We start from the raw sequence: 20,388 nt of genomic DNA, 5'->3' as shown, positions 1-20,388 counted from the left end.
AGGCGTTCTTCGCTTGTGGTATTGTTGAAGTGAATGAACAGGCGCCAGATGCAAGTGCATCTGGGTGTCTTTCGGTGCCAAAATGTACTCAAAAAGGCGAAATTTGGAGTTATGTTAGCCGTTTGCGGCATCGCACAAAGCATTACGAAGGCACAAAACACCGGAAAAGCTAACATTTAACACACTTGGCCCGCGTCGCATGCGCCCCGTCTCCGGGAAACGTTAGCAAATGTTAGCCGCGTGCCAGGAAGGGGGGCGGGTTTACCCGAAAATCATGGACGCAACTGCGGCGTCGCGAGCGGAGTGTTCTCGCTATTGCTCCCGGAAGCCGGTGTACGATTGGGAGCGGGTTGAGGCGTGGCGGGTGGAAGTGTATGCGCCGGATTGGGCTTCACGGCGCTCGTGGCCTTGGGCCGCGTCAGTAGCCACGCGGTCGGCGCGATCACGAGTCCAGTTCCGACCAGCGCGATCGTGTTGACGGTGCGGTCGAAGGCCCACACGCACATGACCATCACGAACACGATCTGCATCAACCCGACCACGGACACCTTTGCAGGCGCCCCGCGCCCGAACGCCAGCGTGAGGAACACTTGCCCGATCGTCGCCGAGACACCGATACCAATGAGCCGGAGGAACACGCCGGCTTCAAACACGCGGGTGAGCGGCTGCGTCCGCGGGGTCACAAGGAACGCGACGAAGCAGAAGATCGTGGCCACCGCGGAGAAGTGGACCACAACGGCGCGCGGGTCCACGTCGTGGAGTCGGTGCAACCCGAGCATCGCGATCGCGGTGAACAGAGCTGCCGCGAGAGCCGCGAACACACCGAGATTACCGGCCTCGATGTGCGGTTGCTCCACCAGCACCACACCCGCGATTCCGACCAGGATCGCGGCCATCGTCTTCCAGCCCGGTGCTTGACCGTACAGCGGCCAGGAAAGGAGCGCGACCCAGAGCGGGAACGTGTTGCAAAGCGTCACCACGTCTTCGGCGTGCAGGTGGCCGAAGGCGTAAAACGTGCCGACCATGCTGCAACTGCCCGAGATGCTCCGCACCCACAGGCGCCACGGGCGGAACCACACGAGGCGCGCCCCGGCCTGCCACGCGAGCGCGGCGGCGAACACCGTGACCAGCGCGGCCCGGAACACGACCACGGTCTGCCAATCGCAGAGAGTGTCGGGCTTGCGCGTGAGGTACTCGGCCAGGACCGCCATCACCGCGAACGCAAACGAGCCGCACAGCATCCACACATACGGTCGCGCATCGGACTGGTTCATTCAGGAACCTTAGAGCGCCCCGGCGAACCGGGTAGGCGGTCCGCGCCGGCTTCAGGTACAATCGGCGCTGCGGTCGTGTGTCGGAGCGACGATTCGCGCGGAGCGAGGGAGCAACGATGTATCCGTCGGGCCGGTGGGACGGGTTCTGGTTTCAAGACCACGTGGGTCGGCAAGCGATGACGCCGTTCACACTAGCATTCGCTGGTGGAGAGGTAACCGGCAGCGGACGCGACGTCGTGGGCGTGTTCACATTCGGCGGCACTTACGACGAAGCGACCGGGAACGTGGTGATGGTGAAGCAGTACCACGGCAAACACCGCGTACTGTACGTCGGCCAGTCGGACGGCGAGGGGAGTATTCAAGGAACGTGGTCGATCGGGAAGCACCACACCGGGCCGTTTTTGCTCCGTCCCATTGTGGCAAGGCCCCGGGGCGATGAGCCGATTCACGAAATCGGTTGAGGAACGGAATGTGGCACTCCAAATTAAAGGCCCCGGGGTTGAAACCCCGGGCTACTACCGGTGGCCCCGTTGGGGCCGCGCTGACATTCGTTGCCCTTTGGACCCCGAATGGGGTCACCGGAAATAGCCCGGGGTTTCAACCCCGGGTGTTTTTGATTGGCATTCGTAACCGATGACTCCAACTAACGATCCGCGTGCCGCGCTCGCACAACTCGTGGTGCGCCTGCGCGCGGCACCGCCCGCGGACCGCACGCGGATCGTTGGTGAGCTACTACCGTTTCTGGCCAGCCCCCGCGTTCCGCTGACGGTCCGGTCCGCAGCAGCCGGGCGCGCCCTGGACGCGCTCCCCGATACGCAGCGGGCCGTTCAGCGCGTCGTGCGAGCACTCACGGGGCGCGTTTCGCCGTCGCGCGGGCTGGCCCGGCTCCGGCACCTTCAGCGCCTCACCGAGCGATCAGACGCGCTCGACGCGATCATCGCGCGCCGCGAGCGGAAGATCAAAATGAGCTGCCCCCGGTGCGACGTGCGGTTGTCGCGCCCGGAAATGGCAAAACACTTGTGGCACGAGCACGGCCTCATGCTCGTTAAAAGTAAGACCCGTTCGCGTGCCCGTGCGGTTGAAGCGATCCGGCGCGAGCACGCGGCGACGGGCGAACCGAATCTCATCGACCGCGCGGGCGCACTCGACGGCGAGCGCGCGGTGCGGATTTTGGCCGCGGAAACGGCCACCGCGGACGAGACCGTTCTGCTCCGAACGGCCGCACGCGAACGCGGAGCCGGGCTGTGCCCGACGTGCCTCGCGGACGTGGTTCCCCAAGTGCCCCCGCCGCCGCCCGCGCTCGCGATGGCCAACGGCCGGCTCGCCGGTGACGGGTTTGTTGCTCGCGGAGGACGGGTGTCACCGGCACGCGCACGGGCGACACTCGCCGCAGGAGCCGCACTCATTGCGTTCTCGCTGCTGACGCCCGTGCGGGTCGCGCTCATTTTGTCGCTGATCGCTTACGTTCTCACGCGCGTGTTCCTCGGCACGAAAACCACCCCGGCCGACCGCGCCGTCGATGCCGGGTGGCGAAAGCTCGCGTGGAAGTTAGTGGACCGCCGCGACTCGGCCCGGTTCCTGACGCGGCTGTGTCTCACGAGCGTCGGCCTCGGTGACCCGTTCGAGCGTGCGAGTGCCCTGAGTGCTGTAATCGCACGTGCTCGCGGCAACGTCACCGAGCGCCAGCTCCTGGCGACGGCCCTCGCGCTGCAAATAGACGACGGCGGGCGTCTCGGCCGCGATCGTGCAACAGGCATCGCGGAACTCCTCACTCCCGTATTCCGCGGCGACCAACCGGCCGATTTCGCGGAGTTCGTGCTCGCCGTTTACCTCCGCGTTCCGCGCGATCCGGCCGAACGCGGGCGGCTCCGGGTACTAATTCTCCTGGCAGCGTTCCGCGCCGAGTTGACGGCCCGGGACGTCCTGGACTTGTGCGACGTCGCGCCGCACGTAGCGACCGCGGTGCAGATTTCGCCGAACTACGTCGCGATGATGTACGGTGTGTGGGTGAACCGCACGAAACGTCCGTGGGAACGTGTCGGCTACGCCCGAACGATGTTTGATGCCGTGGTTGCCTCCCCAGCAACTGCGGGCAAGTTATTGACCCACGAACCCGGCCTCCTACTCATGGGCGAAACGGACCCGGGCGCGGAGGCCGAACTCGGCCCAATTCTGGTCGCACTCGGGGGCGTATCCGTGGGGGGCGTGCAGACCAGCGATCCCGAGGCAGACGTGTACCTCGAATCGAACGGGCGCGTGCTCGTTTTCGGCAGATATTCTCTCCGCGTAAGTGGGCGCCTTTCGGAAACGTACCCGGAAGAGTTACAGGAATGGCTCCGGTTCCGTGACGAAGTGCTCATGAGCTACCCGACGGAGTTTCTTGAGAGCGAAACCCCTCACACAAGTCGCTTGCTCACACCGTTTGTGACCCAGTGCCAGGCGTGTGGAACCAAGTGCCTGCCCGTCGTTGGTGCGGTGTCGTATCCGTGGCAGAATTCATGAGAAAATGATGGTTCGGCGCCCGCGCGATTGTACCGGTGGTGCGGGCTCGCGCGGCGCGCCCGTTCACGGACCGGCCGCGTGAACGGAGATCGGGTGCGCTCGGAGCGCGAGTCGCGCGCAGACTGGAAGGGTCTGCTTCACCTGTGAGGACGCACCTAATGAAGCGATTCGTGACCGCGGCCGTTATGGTCGCAGCGCTCGGCCTTTCGGCCGGCGCGCAACCCCCGCCGCCCCAAAAACCTACAACCCCGCCTCCGCCGGCCCCACCTGTTGGGGTCTATCCGACCCTCGTGGCGCCGGCGATCGGTTCGCCCGCGCCGAACGTGTTCGTCCCCCCGGGCACACCGCCCGGACCGGCGATCCCCTTCTACAAGAGCGGCGGCTTGGCCGTCGGCGTGTACGGCTTGTACCCCTACGACTCCGGCCACTGGCTGCTCGGGGGTACCGACGGAACAACGCGCCAGAGCGGTGCGTTCACGATGGTCTTCCCCGAAGCACCAGCGACCGAAGTGGCCGCACCGGTCGGCCCGGTTACCCGCGCTTCGATCTTCCACGGGAAAGCGCGCACGGGGTTGTTCTGTCGGTAAGTGATCCGCGATAGAAACAAACAACCGCCGGGGTTCGCTCCGGCGGTTGTCGTTTTTAGTGCTGTGTCGAACGAGTCTGATTACTTGCGGAGCACGAGGTTCTCGATGAAGAACTCCATCATCCGCGGTTGTGAGATTCCCGAGTGCCCCGCGTCCGGGCCGATCTGGAGATCGAAGCTCTTGCCCGCCCGTTGAAGCGCGCGGATCAGTTGCAGCGAGTTCGACGGGTGAACGTTGTTGTCCGCGGTGCCGTAGTAGATCATCAACCGCCCCTTCAGTTTCGCCGCGTGAACCACCGCGCTACCCGCGTCGTACCCCGCCTTGTTGTCCTGCGGGAGCCCCATGTACCGCTCCGTGTAGATCGAGTCGTACAGCCGGTAGTCGGTGACCGGAGACGACGCGCACGCGGCCTGGAACACGTCCGGGTGCCGCAACAGACACATGATCGAGGCGTACCCACCGTAAGAGCCGCCGTAAATACCCACGCGGGTCTTATCGAGGTACGGGCGCTCCCACAACGCTTTCACTCCAGCCGCCTGATCGTCGATTTCGACCACGCCGAGTTTGCCGTAGATCGCGTCGAGGAACTTCTTCCCGCGGCCGCCCGCACTGCGCGAGTCGAACGACGCGACCAGGAACCCGTATTCGGCCAGTGCCGGCGCTACGGAGTGTGTTTCCCGGGCACCGTTCGTACCCGGCCCCGCGTACACCGATACGAGCAGCGGGTACTTCTTCGCGGGGTCGAAATTCGACGGGAAGTGCAACAACCCGTACAGGTCGGTGGTGCCGTCCCCGGCCTTAAATTTCAGCAGTTCCGGCGCCCGGAGCCCGAGTTTCTCGAACTTCGTGGTGTCGCTCTTTGCCAGATCCGTGACCACCTTTCCGTCTGCGGAAACGAGCCGGCTCGCGGGGGGAGCGGCGTGCGTCTGGTACACGTCGATGAAGTGTTTGCCGTCCGGGGCGAAATCGATGGCGTGGTTGAACGCGGGATCGGTCAACCGCGTGTCGCCCGTGCCGTCGAGCCCCACGCGGTGGAGTTGGAGCTTCATCGGGTTGTCGCCGCTGCGGGCGGTGTAATAGAGCACGCCCGCCTCTTCATCAATGCGGACGACGTTCGCCACCTCGAACGGGTGGTTCGTGAGTGTGGTGACGAGTTTTCCGTCGAGGTTGTAGAGGTAAAGGTTGCGCCACCCGGTGCGTTCCGAGGTCCAGATGAACCGGCGCCCGTCTTTGAGGAACCGCATCGGCGGCAGGTTCTCGACCCAGCTCGCCGGCCACTCTTCGCGAACCACGACCCGACACTTCCCGCTCGCCGGGTCCGCGGCGACGAACTCCAGCACGTTCTGGCGCCGGTTCGTCCGCTCGAAGAGCACCTCTTTCCCGTCCGTCGACCAGGACACGCGGTACGCATAGTGCCCGACCACGTCGTTGGCGAACGGCTTACCGTCGCGCACGTCGAGCTTCGTCGTCTTCTTGGTTGCAAGGTCGTAAACGAGTACATCGACGACCGGGTTCGCCGCGCCCGGCTTCGGGTACGGCTCGGCGTCGAGCTTCGTCATGAGCGCCGTCTGCTCGAGCGCCAAATAGTAATCGGGGACGTTCGTTTCGTCGAACCGGTAAAACGCGATCTTCTTGCTGTCCGGGGACCACCACATAGCTGAGCGCTGGAACAGCTCCTCGCCGTACACCCAGCTCGCCGAACCGTTCTTGATGCGGGACTTCTCGCTCCCGTCGGTCGTCACCGCCATTTCGATCAGCCCCTTGGCGTCCGACAACCAGAGGTTCCGGTCGCGGTAGAACGCCTTGAACTGACCGTCCGGTGACGTGGTCGAAGTGGCCTGTCGGCCGCGCGGTGCCCCGCCCTGTAGCGCGCCCCCAAACGGCCCGCGCCCGCCCGGCCCCTTCGGCCCGTCCTTCGCCTCCCCAACCGAAGCAGTCTTCCCGGTCGCGATGTCGAACCGAAGCAACTTACCGTCGTGCCGGTACTCGAATGCCTTCCCCTCGTCCTTCCAGGTGACCGCGACCGCGCCGGATTTCACCGCGCCCGGAAGCTCCTTACTCATCTTCTGGTAGTTCTCGTACCCCGGCATCGTCACGAGCCGGTCCTGGGCCGCGAGAGAGCTACACGCTAGAGAAACAGAAATGGCCCCGAATAAAGCGAACGGAATCATCCGGCCCGGCATCTTCACGACGGTCCCCCAGTGCGAGCGAAGTGGTCAGCGCCGCCCGGCGAGACTCGGGCGGTCACGTCTTCATGATTTAATGATTGCCGACCGCGGTCAAATGAGAAGCCGGAAAGAATTTATGGAGAACACCCAGAGGCACCTCGAAACGAGGTATTGAGGTGACAAATCGTCCAATGCGGGCGCCCGAGCACACCATCACTTCACGGCATTCTTACAGGTGACAAATGGTGATTACGAAGAACGGTTCGCCAAACCCCGCCGATCGCTTGGACGCGGTTCGACACAGCCCTACATTGGCACCTGGGTTGACCGACTGCACGTCTACTTAGAGGGCGTCCGACACTATGAACCCATTCCAACTGCGCGTCTCGTGCCTGCTCGTGGCGCTCGCACTCTCGACACCGAACCTGGCCCGTGCCGATATCGGGATCATTTCCCCCGCCGAGGCGAAGAAACTGGTCGAGGACGCGGACCCGGCCAAGCGCCCGATCGTGCTCGACACCCGGGGCGGGTACAAGGACTACTTCCGCGGGCACCTGCCGACCGCACACCACCTGAACTTCGACACCCTGCGCGGGACCGACAATGGAGTTCCGGTCCAGTACCTGCCCGACGATCTGACGAAAGCCCTGCTGGTCCGGGCCGGGGTGAACAAGGACCGGCTGCACCTGATCTACGCGACCGGGGACAAGCTCCCCAACGACGAGATCCTGAGTGCCAGCATGGTGGCCTACGTGCTGGAGAAATATGGGGTCGAGAACATCCGGATCGTGGACGGGGGCCTGCCCGAGTGGACCAAGCAGAAGCTCCCGGTCACCCAGGAATACTTCGGGAACCCGAAGGGCACGCTCCCCGAGAAGGGCAAGCCCGAGATCGCGCTGACCGTGGACGACGTGCTCAAGCGCAAACCCAGCACGGTACTCGTGGACGCGCGGCCCCACAACGAGTACCTGGGCGACGACGATATCTGGCTCCGCAAGGGGCACATCCCCGGGGCCATCAGCTTTCACTGGGCGCGCCTCATGGAGAAGGACAACACCCACAAATTCCTCCCGTTCGAGAAGGTCAAGGCGGACCTCGAGGCGGCCGGCCTGAAGGCGGACGCGGTGATCTACGTGTATTGCGGTACGTCGCGCGAGGGGAGCCTGCTCCGATTCTACCTTAAACACGTCGCCAAGTACCCGAACGTGCACCTCTACGAAGGCTCGTGGAAGGAGTACGCTTCGTTAAAACAATTTGCCGCCGAGAAGGGCGAACCCAAGAAGTGAAGGTGATACAACTGATACCGTCTCAGGTGGATTCCTTACCAAGAGCTACACCGCTCTTGGTGAGGCGTTACCGGCGGAGCGTGCGGTCGAGGAACTGGACCACCGCCGCGAGCGTCTTTTCCAGGCGCTCGCCGCCCCACACGTGTTCGGCGCCGGTTTCCTCAACGATCTCGACAGGCACCTTCGCACGCCGGAGTTTCACCGCGAATGCGTGGGCCTGTGCGATGGGAATCAGTTGGTCGTCGACGGAGTGGATCAGCAGGAAGGGCGGATCGTCCGCGGTGGCGTAAGTGCCCGGTGACGCCCGCGTGTAGAGGTCCGGGTCTTCGGTGTAGGTCTTGCCGAGGTACGGGCGCAGGTACTGCCGTTCGACCATTTTCGACCAGATCGGGGCCGTCCAGTCCACCGGGGCACCGAGCGCCACAACCGCCTGCACTCGACTAGCTGCCGGATCTTCACCGGGTGCATCGAATCCATCGCTCGGCCCCGTCGTGCCGAGCATACAGACCCCGTACCCGCCGGCCGACACGCCAACTGCGCCGATCCGATCGGTCTTCAAACCGTGCTGCGCGCCGTTTGCACGCAGCCACCGAACCGCGGCCTTGCCGTCCTCGATCTGAGACGGGAACCGGTACTCCCCGACGAGCCGGTAGTGCATGGTGGCAACGGCGAACCCGTTGCGCGTGAGGTTGTCGACCAGAATCCGGCACCGATCGTCGCGCTTGAACGAGGGCCCCCAATCGCCCCGGTGTGGCGCGAACAGAACGACCGGGTGCGGTCCCGGACCGGACGGGTAATCCAGGTCCAGTGTGAGGGGCGTACCGCCGGGGGCCGCGAAGACGATTCCCCCCTCGTTGGAGGGGAGTAAAAACCACACAACGAGGGCCACGAGCACGACAGCGCTCGCGATGAGAACTACCCGCCGCCGTCGGGTCATGGCGCTTCCGCTCAGGGGATCTGGAAATCGAGCGCCTGAGTTCCGGGCCGGACCTCGGCCCGCAGCGGCGTCTCCCACGGTCGAGTATACGGGTCCGGCACGCGGGAACTCGACCGACCGTTTGTGGACGGGAGCTTGGCGGCGACTTCCGCCGGGAGCTTTTGCGCCTGGGCCGGTGTGAGCGAGAGCCGGTTGGCGGACACCAACAGCGCCGGGGCGCGGTCGTACAGGCACACCCGGTAGCGCCCCGCTACGGCTCCGACTTGTCCGGTCTCGGTTAACAATTGGTACCGACCGTTAGCATCGGTTGTTCCCGAGGTGCGCGGACCTTGCGTGTTCTCGTCGGCGTAGAACGCGACCTCGATGTGGGCGGCCGGGCGCCCGTTGCGGGTGATCGTCCCTTCGACCACAGCGAACTCCGGCTGACGCTCCCCGCACCCGGCGATCAGGGCGACGAACGGCAACGCGATCAGGTATCGGCGCGGCACGGTTTGTTCCTCCGGTGGTGGGGTGGGGTCAGTACGCGGAAGAATCGACGACTTCCCCGCCGGCGCGCGAGCAGAGCGCGGGCAGGACCAGCGGGGAACTGTTAACGTTGTTCGAGATGAACCGGACCGAGCCATCCGCCAGCGCGAAGTTGGCGCCCCCGGTGTGCATGCTCCCGAACGCTTGCGCCCGGAGCTGGATGGTGTTGAGTGCCGTGAGCGGGTCGGCCGCGGCCGAAAGTGCCGGGAGATTGTAGTTGAGCGTCAGCCCACCCGTACCGAGACACGTACCTTCCGACGCGCTCCAGCACCCGCTGAGAATCCAGAGCTGGTAGGACGAGTCGCTGCCAAGCACGGCCCCCCACTTCGTGAAGTTGAGGTCGAAGTTCGACCATTCCCCGAACATGAGCGTGTTCGAGGAGCCGTCGGTGATGTCGAGGATCTTGGTGCTCCGCACGTTCGAGATCACGCCGTCGCTCCCCCAGCGACTGTCCGAACGGTCCAGGCCGGTCGCGCTCGGGTGGTAGCTCGTCAGGCCGTTGTAAATGTTGGTGCCGGGTTGCTGGCCCACGCCACCGCTGGGGAGCGTGGAGGACGGGCAAACCAGAACCGTAAGGGCCGCCGCGTCGAGCGAACCCGTTCCGCCGTCACTGATGTTGCCCATCGACGTCCGCTTTAGCGCGATGGCTTTGGCGTAGAAGGCGTCGTACAGGGCGGATTGCTCCAGGTATGGGAGCAGAGGGACGAAGCACGTCGCATAGCCGGGAGCGGTGGTCGTTCCGCCCGCGCTCACCATCGGGAACTTCTGTTGGGCGTCGTGGTACGTGTGGGCGGCGATGCCCAGTTGCTTGAGGTGGTTCGAGCACTTCATCCGGGCCGCGGCCTCGCGGACCTTCTGAACGGCCGGCAGCAGTAGCCCGATAAGAATGGCAATGATCGCAATAACAACCAGTAGCTCGATCAGCGTGAACGCGGATCGGCGCGCGGAACGAATCATGAATCGATCCTCCCTAACAAAAAATAATGGGAAGAGGGAAACGATCGGAATCGTTTCGACAAACTCGACCGGGGCACGGGGAGAGCGCGAGTCGGCCCGGTATCGGTCGCGTGAACGGAGAGGGATGAACTCCACGCACCCGCGTGATGGAGCCGAAATGCTCCGTTACGCGGTGAACAGCACTACAAACTCTGCGGGTCAATTACTGCGGCGGGGGAGCGGTGAGCCGCCTGTACGCGGCCCGGGCCTCGCGTCCCAACACACTCTCGGCGGGTGCTTCTGCTAACTCTCGGAGCAGGCGTTGTGAGTCCGGGTTCGTTCCCATCCGTTCCAGAGCTTCGATCCCTCGGATCACCGCCCGGCGGTCCGGTGATTGCGCTCCGAGTCGGTTGATTAACTGCTCCAGCCGTGAGCGCACTTCGGCCACATCCGCGTTAGTCAGTGCCCGGCGCAGCTCCGGAAGCACCAGGTCACCTCGCAGAGATAGTTCGCGGCTCGCGGTTTCGCGGGCCTTGAAATCGTCGGCACCCAGGTCGGTGAGCCACTGCCGGATCTGCTCGGGCTTCGCCGCGGGGGGCGGTGTCAGTTTGGTCCGAAGCAACGGGATCGCGGTGTCCGGGGCATCGGTCAGCGTTGCGATCGCGCGAGCCGCGGCCGCGGTATCCTGACCGGCGAGAACGAGCCAGGGATCTCCTACGGCGGCTTTCCCAGTTGAAGTTCCGCGGGGCAGGGTGGCCACATCCCACACGAGTGCGGTACTGTCGTAACTGGCGGAGGCCAATCGGCGACTATCCGGGCTGTACGCGACCGAGAACACCCCGGCCCGGTGGCCCGCGAAGCGGTAGCGTTCTCCACCACTTGCAACTTCCCACACTCGCACCGTTCCATCCGTTCCGGCCGCGGCTAAGGTGCGACCGTCCGGTGCGAACGCGAACTCCTGGGCTGGAAGCCCGCTCAGTCGTGCGTCTGCGTGCCACAGCTCGGTACCGGTCGCGGTTTCGATCACGCTGACAATGCCGTGCATCCCGGTCGCGTTCAGCGCGAACATCCGGCCGTCTGGAGCCAATGCGAGAGGCGCGCGGATATCCGCGACCTTGCCCATGACCGGGGCGGGCGACCACACCCACGGCTTGTCGCGCTTGTCCGCGAGCGACCAAACCGTAACGCGCTTGGCCGCGGGGTCGAGGGCGCCGAGGCAGCTCCCATCGGCCGAGAACACGAGGCTGGTGGCTTCACATTTTCCCGGCAGGGTTCGCACTTCTTTGCCGGTGGTTCGGTCGCAGAGAATGACCCGTTCGCCCGTCGAGATCGCGATCAGGCGATTATCGGGCGAGGCCGCTCCGCACCGAACGCCGGTCGGGAGACTGAACGTCGCACGCACGCGGGCGAGGTCCGCGTCCCAGGTCACGATGCGGGTTGGAGGTTGCGGCGTCTGATACAGCGGCACGCACGCGGCCGACACAGTGCCGTCACTCGCGACATCGACGCCCCAAACGATCTGGCGTGGCCCGACTTCTGTGCGCCGGCGGAGCCGCCCGTCCTTCGCGTCCCAGAGGTGCAGTGCGGCACCCGCCGATTCGCTGTAAACGGCCATTACCATCGCCGAAGAGTCGGGCGTGAACGTGACGGAGTGAACCAAGCCATCCGGCATTCCGGCTGTGGTCCCGATCTCGCGACCGGAGGCCACTTCATGCAAACTGACACCGAACAATCCGGCCCCGGCCAGTTGGGTGCCGTCTGCCGATAAGCGGTACACGTCTGAGGTGTCCGTGGTCTTGATGGCCGGTTTCGATTGCTTGCCCGTTATGGGGTTCCAGAACCGAATCCGCCCCGCACTCGCTTCGACCAGTGTACCGTCTTTGACGAAGCCGACGGAGGCGTGTGGATCGGCGTCCTCGGCCAGCTTCGATTGCGCCTTCCCGCTATCCGCTTCCCACAATTGGAGCCGCCGGTCTTCCGCGACCGTGGCGACCGTCTTCCCGTCCGGTGCGAACGCGACGCTCGTCACGGTCGTGTTTGCGAACGGCAGTGTGTACCGGAGCTTACCATCCGCCACGTTCCACACGGTCACGTCCGTCTTCGTACCCGCATTCAAACTCGGTGCTTTGGCCCACACCGCGAGGAGCTTGGAATCGGACGAGAACGCGAACCCGGACCCGCCAACGGAGAGCGTTCGGACCTCGTCCCCTGTGGCCGCGTCGAGCAGGACCACGTTTCCTTTTGTTTCGCCGCCGACCGCGACCCACCGGCCGTCCGGGGAGATTTCGGCGTTCGCGCGAATCAGGCGACCGATCTTGGTCTTCCACAGTACGAGCGGTTGGTTCGCGGCCAAATCCCACGCCCACACTTCGGCGTGCCCGACGGCGATCATTCGTCGGCCGTTCGGAGTGGCGCTCACCCCGCTACAGATTTGAGGGGCGTCCAGGCGCCGCAGCTCGCGCCCGGACGCCGGTTCCCAGACGAAGAGCACGTCCGTGCCGTGCGCCGAGATCAGTTGTTTGCCGTCCGGCCCGAACGCGACACTTGCCGCTGTCCCCATTTGGCCGGTTCGGAAACGCAACGTCCCCAGCCGGGCGACGGCTCCTTCCGGGAGCGGGTCGCCCGACGAATCGGTTCGCGGTTGCGTCTCGGGGGCCGTGGTCGGGTTCGCTGCTGTTGGCCCGTCGGCGTGAACGGGTTTTTGACTCACCATTGCGGCGGCGAGCGTCATTCCCAGGGCCGCGACCACCACGAGGCCGGAGATTTTACCTCGCAATCCGCTCTTGGCTTGCACCACCCCCAGCGCTAGCCGGCCGGGTTCGGTGGTTGCAGGTCCGCCGACTGCAAACGCGCGAGCTGCAGTGATTGTGGACTGCACCAACCCGGGCGGAAGAGCCGCGCCCGCGTGTCCGCCCGCACCCGCTACCGCAACGGCCACTGTCATGAGCCCGATGCTGAGAGTGACGCCCCGACGCGCCAGGGCGTCGCGCAGTAACTCGCACCCGCGGGCCAGGCGGCTCGATACGGAACCGACCGGGCAGCCCAGTTGCCGGGCCGCGTCCGCGTGGGTTTTTCCCTGGAAGTAACACAGAACGATCGTTTCGCGGAACCGCGCGGGCAGACGGGCCAGTTCTTCGTCCAGCACCGAACCCAGGGCGCCCGGTTCCACAACGAGGTCGGCTTGTGTCTCGCGCTCGGCCGCGGCCCGGCGCTCGTGTTCACACCGCCTCGTTCTCGCTCGACGCACGTTGTGAGTGATCCGCCGGGCCGTCAGATGCAGCCATCCGGCCAGAGTTTCGTGCCCACTCACGCGATCGGCGAGGCTCCGGGCCTGGCGAGCCAGTGCGAGAAACGTGGCCTGGAACGCATCCTCGGCGTCGTTCGGGTCGGTCAGCCCCCGGCGGCACACGCCCCACACCAGCGGACCGTGCCGGGCAACGAGGTCGGCGAACCCGGTGTTTTGGTCGGTCACGAAGTCCGCGAGCAGGTCCGCGTCCCGAACTCGGTCCGGGCGCAGCCCGCCCGCGATCTGGCGCATGACCTCTGCGAAGGCGGGTGTGGCGGTGACCGACATACGATCCTCAATCGGTGACTTCACAGACATCATTCCGCTCGACGCGATCCAAATGAGTCGATTTCGTGATTTTTTCGGAACCGCAAAACTTCCAGCAAAACACGCGAAATCTGGATCGGCGGCACACACAAAGCGGGCCGAATGGGGAGCGGATTTTTTGACCGAACAACGCACCGCGTTACGGGTAGGCAGACGGTCATTTTAGTGCGCGTTCCACGTTTCGGAAGTGTTGTCGAGTTGGTGTTTGTGCAAGGGCCAGAATGGATCGTTTCTCTCGGATGGGCGGGGAGTTAGAATACCGCGGTACTTGCGAGATCTGATTCCGTCTCGATTCGAGGGCGGTTCCATGCGCTGGTGTTATTTCCTGGTGTTTGTCTTCGGGGCAGTGCTCACTTCCACCGCGTCGGCGGCTGATCCCAAAGTTGAGGCTCGCGAAGCGCTCTGGGCGGCGGTTCGGGCCGGAGACGAAAAAGCGATCGTCGTGGCCATCGATAAAGGCGCTGATGTCAACTCCAAGAACGAGTACGGCATCACGGCTTTGTGGATCGCTGCGAGTAAAGGTAAAACCGAGATCATCGAGCTGCTCCTCGCACGCGGTGCGGACCCCAGCGCACGCGACGGCATCTGGTACCAAACGCCCCTCAGCCAGTCCCTCACCAAGCCCGAGAACGTGAAGGCGCTCCTCAAGGCCGGGGCGAAGGACGTCGACGCGGCCGTCGTTTCCGCCGCGGGGCGCGGGAACCTTCCCGTACTTCGGGCGCTCCTCGACGGCGCGAAGGTGAGCCAGGAAGCGCTCGATGCGGCACTCTTTTCGACCGGTGAATCGCAGAAGGACGTTCGCGACGTGCTCACCAAAGCTGGCGCGAAGCCGCTGCCGGTGGCCGAACAGAAAGATCGCGACGCCTGGCAACAGTTCGCAGGCAGTTACGAGAGCGAATACGGCGGGACGATGAAGGTCGAAATCAAGGACACGGGGCTGGTGACCGTTTCGGGCTTCAGCCGGGTCGCGTACAAACCGACGGGACCGGGGGCTTTCGTTCCCCTTGGAGTCGAAGAGAGTTCACTCGTGTTCGAGCGGAAGGGGGACAAGGTTACGCGAGTCATTACCAAGCGGTTCACGGCGGAATCTGTGTATTTTCCACAGGGATCGAAGCCCGTTCCGAAGGAGCCTGTCGCGCCCAAAGAGGTCGCCGGAGGAAAGGCCGTAACGCCGGCGAACTGGCCGCAGTTTCGTGGTGTGGACTCGACCGGTGTGGCCGACGGACAAGACCCGCCGCTGACATGGGATGCCAAGACGGGCGCGAACATCTGGTGGAAGACGCCGGTGCCCGGGCTGGGGCACTCGTGCCCGGTGATTTGGGGCGATCGCATCTTCCTCACCAGTGCGGTGGGCGGCAACACCGAACTCAAGACCGGGAATTATGGCGATCCGAACTCGGTGAAGGACGACAGTAAGCTCGCGTTCCAGGTCGTGTGCCTCGACCGGCTCACGGGGAAGATCCTGTGGACGAAGACCGCGTTCGAGGGCGTGCCGAAGATCAAACGGCACCTGAAGGGGAGCCACGCGAACTGTACCGCGGCGACCGACGGCCGGCGCGTGGTGGCGTGCTTCGGCTCGGAAGGGCTGTACTGCTACGATTTCGACGGCAAGCTGTTGTGGAAGCGCGACCTCGGCACCCTCGATTCCAGTTTCGCGCTGGAGCAGCAGTACGAGTGGGGTTTCGCCGCGTCGCCGATCATCCACGAGGACCGCGTGATCTTGCAGTGTGACCTGAGCCGGGACTCGTTCATTGCCGCGTACAGCCTCGCGGACGGTTCGCGCCTCTGGTCGACGGCACGCGACGAGATCCCGTCGTGGAGCAGCCCGGCGGTGTGGCGGAACGCGAAGCGTGTCGAGATCGTGACCAACGCCTCGCAGTACGCACGCGGGTACGACCCGGCGACGGGAAAGGAACTGTGGCGCCTCGACAAGAAATCGGAAGCGACCGTTCCGACGCCTGTTCTGACGCCCGAACTGGCGTTCGTGGTGAGCGGGAACCGGCCGATCCAACCGGTGTTCGCGATCAAGCCCGGCGCGAGTGGGGACATCTCTCTAAAGTCAGACGAATCGAAGAACGCACACGTCGCGTGGGGGAAACTACGAGGTGGACCGTATATGCCCACGCCGATCGTGTACCAGAAGCACCTCTATACGATCGGAAACGCCGGAATGGTCACGTGTTACGAGGCCGCGACCGGCAAGGAGCTGTACAAGGAGCGGGTCGGAGGGACGAGCTACACGGCCTCCCCGGTCGCGGCCGACGGGCGCCTGTACTTCACCTCGGAACAGGGCGAGGTGCGCGTGGTAAAAGCCGGTCCGGAATTTGAACTGTTGGCGGTCAACAAAATGGGCGACGTGTGTATGGCCACGCCCGCCATTTGCGGCAGCGCGCTGTTCATTCGCACAAAAGACGCGCTCGTCGCCGTTGCTCGAAAGTGAATCCACCCAAAGAGTTCACAAAAAACGTGAACTCTTGATCTGTGCCGTCTGTGCGCTCCGTGCCGAATTTTTGGCCGATTCTCGCCGCGTTGCGGATTCCCACCGTGCCCCGGTCCGTCGGACGACGGGCCGCCCGTCGCTCGTTTGGAGAATCCCATGCTACGTGCCGTTCACCATTGGATTACAGCCGCTGCCGTTGTCGTGCTCCTCGCGGCCGCGTCACCCGCCCAGGCCGGGTTCATCACTTACAGCTTCACGACGGACTCGTCAGTTAATGGCGGATCTGTAACCGGTAGTTTTCAGGTCGATCAAGCAGATTTGGCCGACGGCTTGCTCTCAACGGCCGACATCAAGAATTACAAGTTCACGTTTAAAGACAGTAGCGGGGTGATGACGATCTACGCGCTGGAAGGCGTGTTCCCCGATATCGCGGTCGACACACTCACCGGAATCCCGACCGGGACCAGTGGTTCGGTTCTGGGAACCCAAGGCGATGCGGGGCTCGTTCAGGCGTTCTTGACCTCCGACGCGCTCACTCCGGGTGCGTCGGGTTGGGCCGCGGTTTCGCAATCGAGTGACGGGGCTACGGCCGACGGTGGTACGGGGCACTGGGATATTGGGCCGTCGACGGTGACCCCGACTCCGGCGCCGGCCGGTGTGGTGCTCGCGGTGAGCGGAATCGGGTGCCTGGCGCTCGTGCGCCGGTTCCGGCCGCGGCTCGTTGTGTAAATCGTTCCCGACTTTTCGTGAGCCGGGAATTTTTTGAAATCGCGTGTGTATAGGCGACCTCCGGCGGGGAGTTCTCGGGTAGAACACCCCTCGGAGGTTCTTTCATGTCCGGCGCCCGCCTGATCCACCTCGCACGCGACATCGCCCTGCACAACGAAGGCGCTCCGAGCGATACCGAGCTGCTCCAGCGATTCACCGCGGACCGAGACGAGGCCGCGTTCACGGAGCTGGTCCGGCGCAACGGCTCGCTCGTTCTCCGAACGTGTCGGCACGTTCTGGGGGAGTCCGCGGCGGACGATGCGTTTCAGGCCGTGTTCTTGCTCCTGGTACGATCGGCTCACCGCCTGACGCGGCCCGGATCACTGGCCGGCTGGTTGCACGCAGCCGCGGTCCGGATCGCTCAGCGTGCGCGACGCGGGGAAGACCGGCGCCGCAAACGCGAAGCGGCTCGACGGGTTCCGCCTTCCGCGCCCGACGATCTCACGTGGAAGGAAGTGCGGGAGGTACTCGACGCTGAGATCGCGGCACTTCCAGAGAACTACCGGCTTCCACTGGTGCTGTGCTACCTCCAGGAACTGACGCACGAAGAAGCCGCGCAGCGGATCGGGTGCGAACCCGGCGTACTGCGCGGGCGCCTCGATCGCGGGCGCGAGCGGCTCCGTCGGCGCCTCGCCCGTTACGGCTTACCGCTGACCGTTCCGGCACTTGTTGTTGGCACGCCACAGCCCGTGCCCGCGGCGCTTGTGGAAAGCACAGTCCGGGTTGTATCGGTGAGCGTCAGTGCGGGGGCACCGCCAGTGCTCGCCGCACTCATCGGGAGAAGCACACGGTGGCGCGCGGTGCTGCTCGCCCCAGCCGTTACGGTGCTGGCGTTCGTTTTGGCAGCGGCCGGCCAACCGGTCGAAAGCCCGCCTGCTCCTGCGCCGGCCCCGCGCGTGGCGCAACCCGTCGCGAAGGCAGCCCCCGTACCAACAACCGATGCGTTCGGTGACCCGCTCCCGCCCGGCGCGGTGGCGCGACTCGGGTCGATTCGTTTTCACCACGGTGAGACAATTGATCGGTTGATCGTGGGGGCGGATGGGAAATTAGTCGCGTCTTATGGCAGGACGGGACTCAAACTTTGGGACGGTGAGTCGGGGCAGCCGGTCGCGCTCTGGGAGGGGTTGACGAAATCGGGACCGCAACAGGTGCGGTTCGATCTCATTTCGGCCGGTGATCGCTTGGTCGCAGTGGTACGAGACAAGAACGAGAGTCGCGTCCTTGATCCGGTGTCCGGAGAGCTGATTCGGTCTTTTCCCTCGATCGGTGACTGGTCCACAGCAGGGCCGGCCCCGAACGGGAAGAGCGTAGCAGTTCTTCATCGAGACTTTGGCGCGCAGGGTTTTGTGGGCGCCTTCCGCATCTGGAATCTCGACAAAGAGCGCTGGACCGAACTTGGTCCCTGCTCTGGTCAGCCGGCTTTCAACAACCCCATTCGGTTCTCAACGGACTCGAAGCGCGTCGCGTACTATTTGACCGACGGCTCGGTGTGGGTGTGGGACGTGGGGGCCGCGAAGTTGCTGCTCCAACTCCCACCGACCGGGCAGCAGTTCTCAGAGGCGGTCGCACTCTCTCCGGACGGCAAGCTCCTGGCCCGCGAGGACCAGAAGACAACGAAGATTCAGATGTGGGACGTGGACACCGGGAAGGAGTTGCCCAAACTGGCCGATCAACCCGAGCGACTCGGGCAGTTTCTGGCGTTCTCCCCCGACGGAAAGACCCTCGTGGGGGCCACGAACGTGAACGTCCTTCGGATATGGGACGTAGCGGCGCGGAAGAAACTCCGGGACATTCAATCCCACGATTTTCAGGTGTTTCAAGCCGCGTTTACGGGAGATGGGAAGCGGCTCTTTGTCGCAGACGGGAGCCGGGTGAGCGTTTGGGATCCCGCAACGGGGAAACCGCTCGATGACACGGGCGGGCACCGGTACGTGATCCACGACGCGACCTGGTCACCGGACGGAGCGCGTATCGTGTCCGGAGCGTCATATACGGACCGCGTCGCACGGGTATGGGATCCAACGACCGGCCGGAAGGTACTCGACCTCGTCGGCCACACGTCCGGGGTCGAGAGCGTCGCGTACAGTCCGGACGGGACTTTGCTGGCGACCGGAAGTCAGGACGGAACGGTTCGGTTGTGGGAGCCGGCAACGGGCAAGGAGCTACACTCGTTTGCAGCCAAAGACGGGATGGTGCGCGGTTTGGTCTTCACCCCGGACGGTAAGTCCCTGGTGAGTGGGGGAGCGAAGGCGCTACATGTGTGGGATGTGGCCGGACGAAAAGAGGCGCGCAGAATTCCCCACGCCGGCGGGTTCGTGGTTCAACTTACGTTCCTTCGGAACAGTGGGCGGTTACTGGTACGCGGAGGGGCGCCCGGTATTCGCGTGATCGATTTTGAAACCGGCAAGGAAGAGCTCCGACTAGCCGAGAAGTGGTCGGGAAGGGCGGCAGTATCTCCCGACGAACGCTATTTGGCACTGTCGGATAAGGACGGGACCGTGGGGCTTGCCGATGCGAGCACCGGGCGCGAACTGCGTATTTTGGTCGGACCGGGGCCGAAAGAAACCGGCGAACGGAGTTCCCCGGTGCTGGGTTTCTCACCGGACGGTCGGACACTCGCCGCTGCTTTCGGCCCCGGTGACGTGCGCGTGTACGAGGTGGCCACCGGCACAGAGCGGTTCCGCTTCACGGGGCACATCAGCGCGCCGTGGGGCGTGCGGTTCTCCCCAGACGGAACGCGCCTGTGTACGTTCGCGACCGATCGCACGCTCCTGATTTGGGACGTGACCGGGGAGCGACTGGCGCCGGCTCCCGCGCCCAACAACGTGGACGCGGCGTGGACGGACCTGGCGGTTTTGGACGCCAGGAAGGGGTTCGCGGCGATCCGGTACCTGTCCGCGGACTCGGCCGCGGCTCTCAAACTCATCACGGACCGCGTCAAACCATCGGCGCCCGTGGACCCCAAAATCGTCACCGGTCTGATCGCGAAGTTGGGGAGTTCCGACTTCACAGAACGAGAGCGCGCCTCGAAAGAGCTAACCGAGCTCGCTCTGTCCGCGGCCATGCAACTCCGCGACGCGGCCGAGAAATCGGACGTGCCCGAAGTGCGTACGCGCCTCAACGCGGTCCTCAAGGAAACGAGACTCTCGGGAGAGCACTTGCGCGCGTTTCGGGCCGCGGAAGTGTTGGAGCGCATCGGCACCCCCGAGGCACAGAAGGTGCTGACGCGCCTGGCCACGGGTGACCCCGACTTCGTGCTCACGCGCGACGCGGCGGGCGCGCTGAGTCGTCTGAAGAGTAAACGGGGTGCCCCATCCGTGCGTTGATACGCGGTTTCAGGGACCGGCGAACG

13 protein-coding genes are annotated in these 20,388 nt (G+C 64.6%); 7 read left to right on the top strand and 6 right to left on the bottom strand.

Annotation, left to right across the window (positions count from 1 at the left end):
- Positions 1–272: 272 nt before the first annotated feature.
- On the bottom strand, positions 273–1,274 hold the full coding sequence (locus VT84_RS24645; RefSeq protein ID WP_082841348.1) for a DMT family transporter: 1,002 nt from the start codon (positions 1,272–1,274) through the stop codon (positions 273–275).
- 116 nt (positions 1,275–1,390) lie between these two features.
- Here VT84_RS24645 and VT84_RS24640 point away from each other — a divergent pair, with 116 nt between their 5' ends.
- The 3 genes from VT84_RS24640 (at position 1,391) to VT84_RS24630 (ending at position 4,363) form a co-directional block, all read left to right on the top strand.
- Positions 1,391–1,735, top strand: a complete 345-nt coding sequence (locus VT84_RS24640) for a hypothetical protein (RefSeq protein WP_052560362.1) — start codon at positions 1,391–1,393, stop codon at positions 1,733–1,735.
- A 172-nt stretch (positions 1,736–1,907) separates the two neighbouring features.
- On the top strand, positions 1,908–3,776 hold the full coding sequence (locus VT84_RS24635; protein ID WP_082841347.1) for a hypothetical protein: 1,869 nt from the start codon (positions 1,908–1,910) through the stop codon (positions 3,774–3,776).
- A gap of 158 nt (positions 3,777–3,934) precedes the next feature.
- Positions 3,935–4,363: a hypothetical protein gene (locus VT84_RS24630; protein WP_082841346.1), complete on the top strand. Its 429-nt coding sequence runs from the start codon at positions 3,935–3,937 to the stop codon at positions 4,361–4,363.
- An 80-nt stretch (positions 4,364–4,443) separates the two neighbouring features.
- On the opposite strand, the gene VT84_RS24625 is transcribed toward VT84_RS24630, so the two are convergent.
- Positions 4,444–6,534, bottom strand: coding sequence for a S9 family peptidase (locus VT84_RS24625; RefSeq protein ID WP_082843406.1), 2,091 nt, complete (start codon positions 6,532–6,534; stop codon positions 4,444–4,446).
- A gap of 359 nt (positions 6,535–6,893) precedes the next feature.
- Between VT84_RS24625 and VT84_RS24620 the strand changes: the two genes are divergently transcribed.
- Positions 6,894–7,817 (top strand): sulfurtransferase, encoded by a 924-nt coding sequence (locus VT84_RS24620; RefSeq protein ID WP_082841345.1) that lies wholly within the window; start codon positions 6,894–6,896, stop codon positions 7,815–7,817.
- 67 nt (positions 7,818–7,884) lie between these two features.
- Here the strand turns inward: VT84_RS24620 and VT84_RS24615 are convergent, their stop codons facing one another.
- The 4 genes from VT84_RS24615 to VT84_RS24600 form a co-directional block, all read right to left on the bottom strand.
- Positions 7,885–8,754: an alpha/beta hydrolase gene (locus tag VT84_RS24615; protein WP_052560365.1), complete on the bottom strand. Its 870-nt coding sequence runs from the start codon at positions 8,752–8,754 to the stop codon at positions 7,885–7,887.
- Between the two features lie 11 nt (positions 8,755–8,765).
- A complete protein-coding gene (locus VT84_RS24610) occupies positions 8,766–9,242 on the bottom strand; it encodes a hypothetical protein (protein WP_052560366.1) in 477 nt (158 codons plus the stop codon).
- 28 nt (positions 9,243–9,270) lie between these two features.
- Entirely contained in the window at positions 9,271–10,236 is a 966-nt protein-coding gene (locus VT84_RS24605) for a DUF1559 domain-containing protein (protein ID WP_082843405.1), read from the bottom strand.
- Positions 10,237–10,438: 202 nt separating this feature from the next.
- Positions 10,439–13,789, bottom strand: a complete 3,351-nt coding sequence (locus tag VT84_RS24600; protein WP_162271835.1) for a sigma-70 family RNA polymerase sigma factor — start codon at positions 13,787–13,789, stop codon at positions 10,439–10,441.
- A gap of 346 nt (positions 13,790–14,135) precedes the next feature.
- Here VT84_RS24600 and VT84_RS24595 point away from each other — a divergent pair, with 346 nt between their 5' ends.
- The 3 genes from VT84_RS24595 (at position 14,136) to VT84_RS41960 (ending at position 20,362) form a co-directional block, all read left to right on the top strand.
- Positions 14,136–16,268, top strand: coding sequence for a PQQ-binding-like beta-propeller repeat protein (locus VT84_RS24595; RefSeq protein WP_082841343.1), 2,133 nt, complete (start codon positions 14,136–14,138; stop codon positions 16,266–16,268).
- Between the two features lie 156 nt (positions 16,269–16,424).
- Positions 16,425–16,997, top strand: coding sequence for a hypothetical protein (locus tag VT84_RS24590; RefSeq protein WP_082841342.1), 573 nt, complete (start codon positions 16,425–16,427; stop codon positions 16,995–16,997).
- A 104-nt stretch (positions 16,998–17,101) separates the two neighbouring features.
- A complete protein-coding gene (locus tag VT84_RS41960; RefSeq protein ID WP_082841341.1) occupies positions 17,102–20,362 on the top strand; it encodes a sigma-70 family RNA polymerase sigma factor in 3,261 nt (1,086 codons plus the stop codon).
- The last annotated feature ends 26 nt before the right edge of the window (positions 20,363–20,388 follow it).

The sequence above is a fragment of the Gemmata sp. SH-PL17 genome (genome assembly GCF_001610855.1).
Lineage (GTDB): Bacteria > Planctomycetota > Planctomycetia > Gemmatales > Gemmataceae > Gemmata > Gemmata massiliana.
Note: the sequence above shows the minus strand (reverse complement) of the source record. Positions and strands in the feature narration are given on the sequence as shown.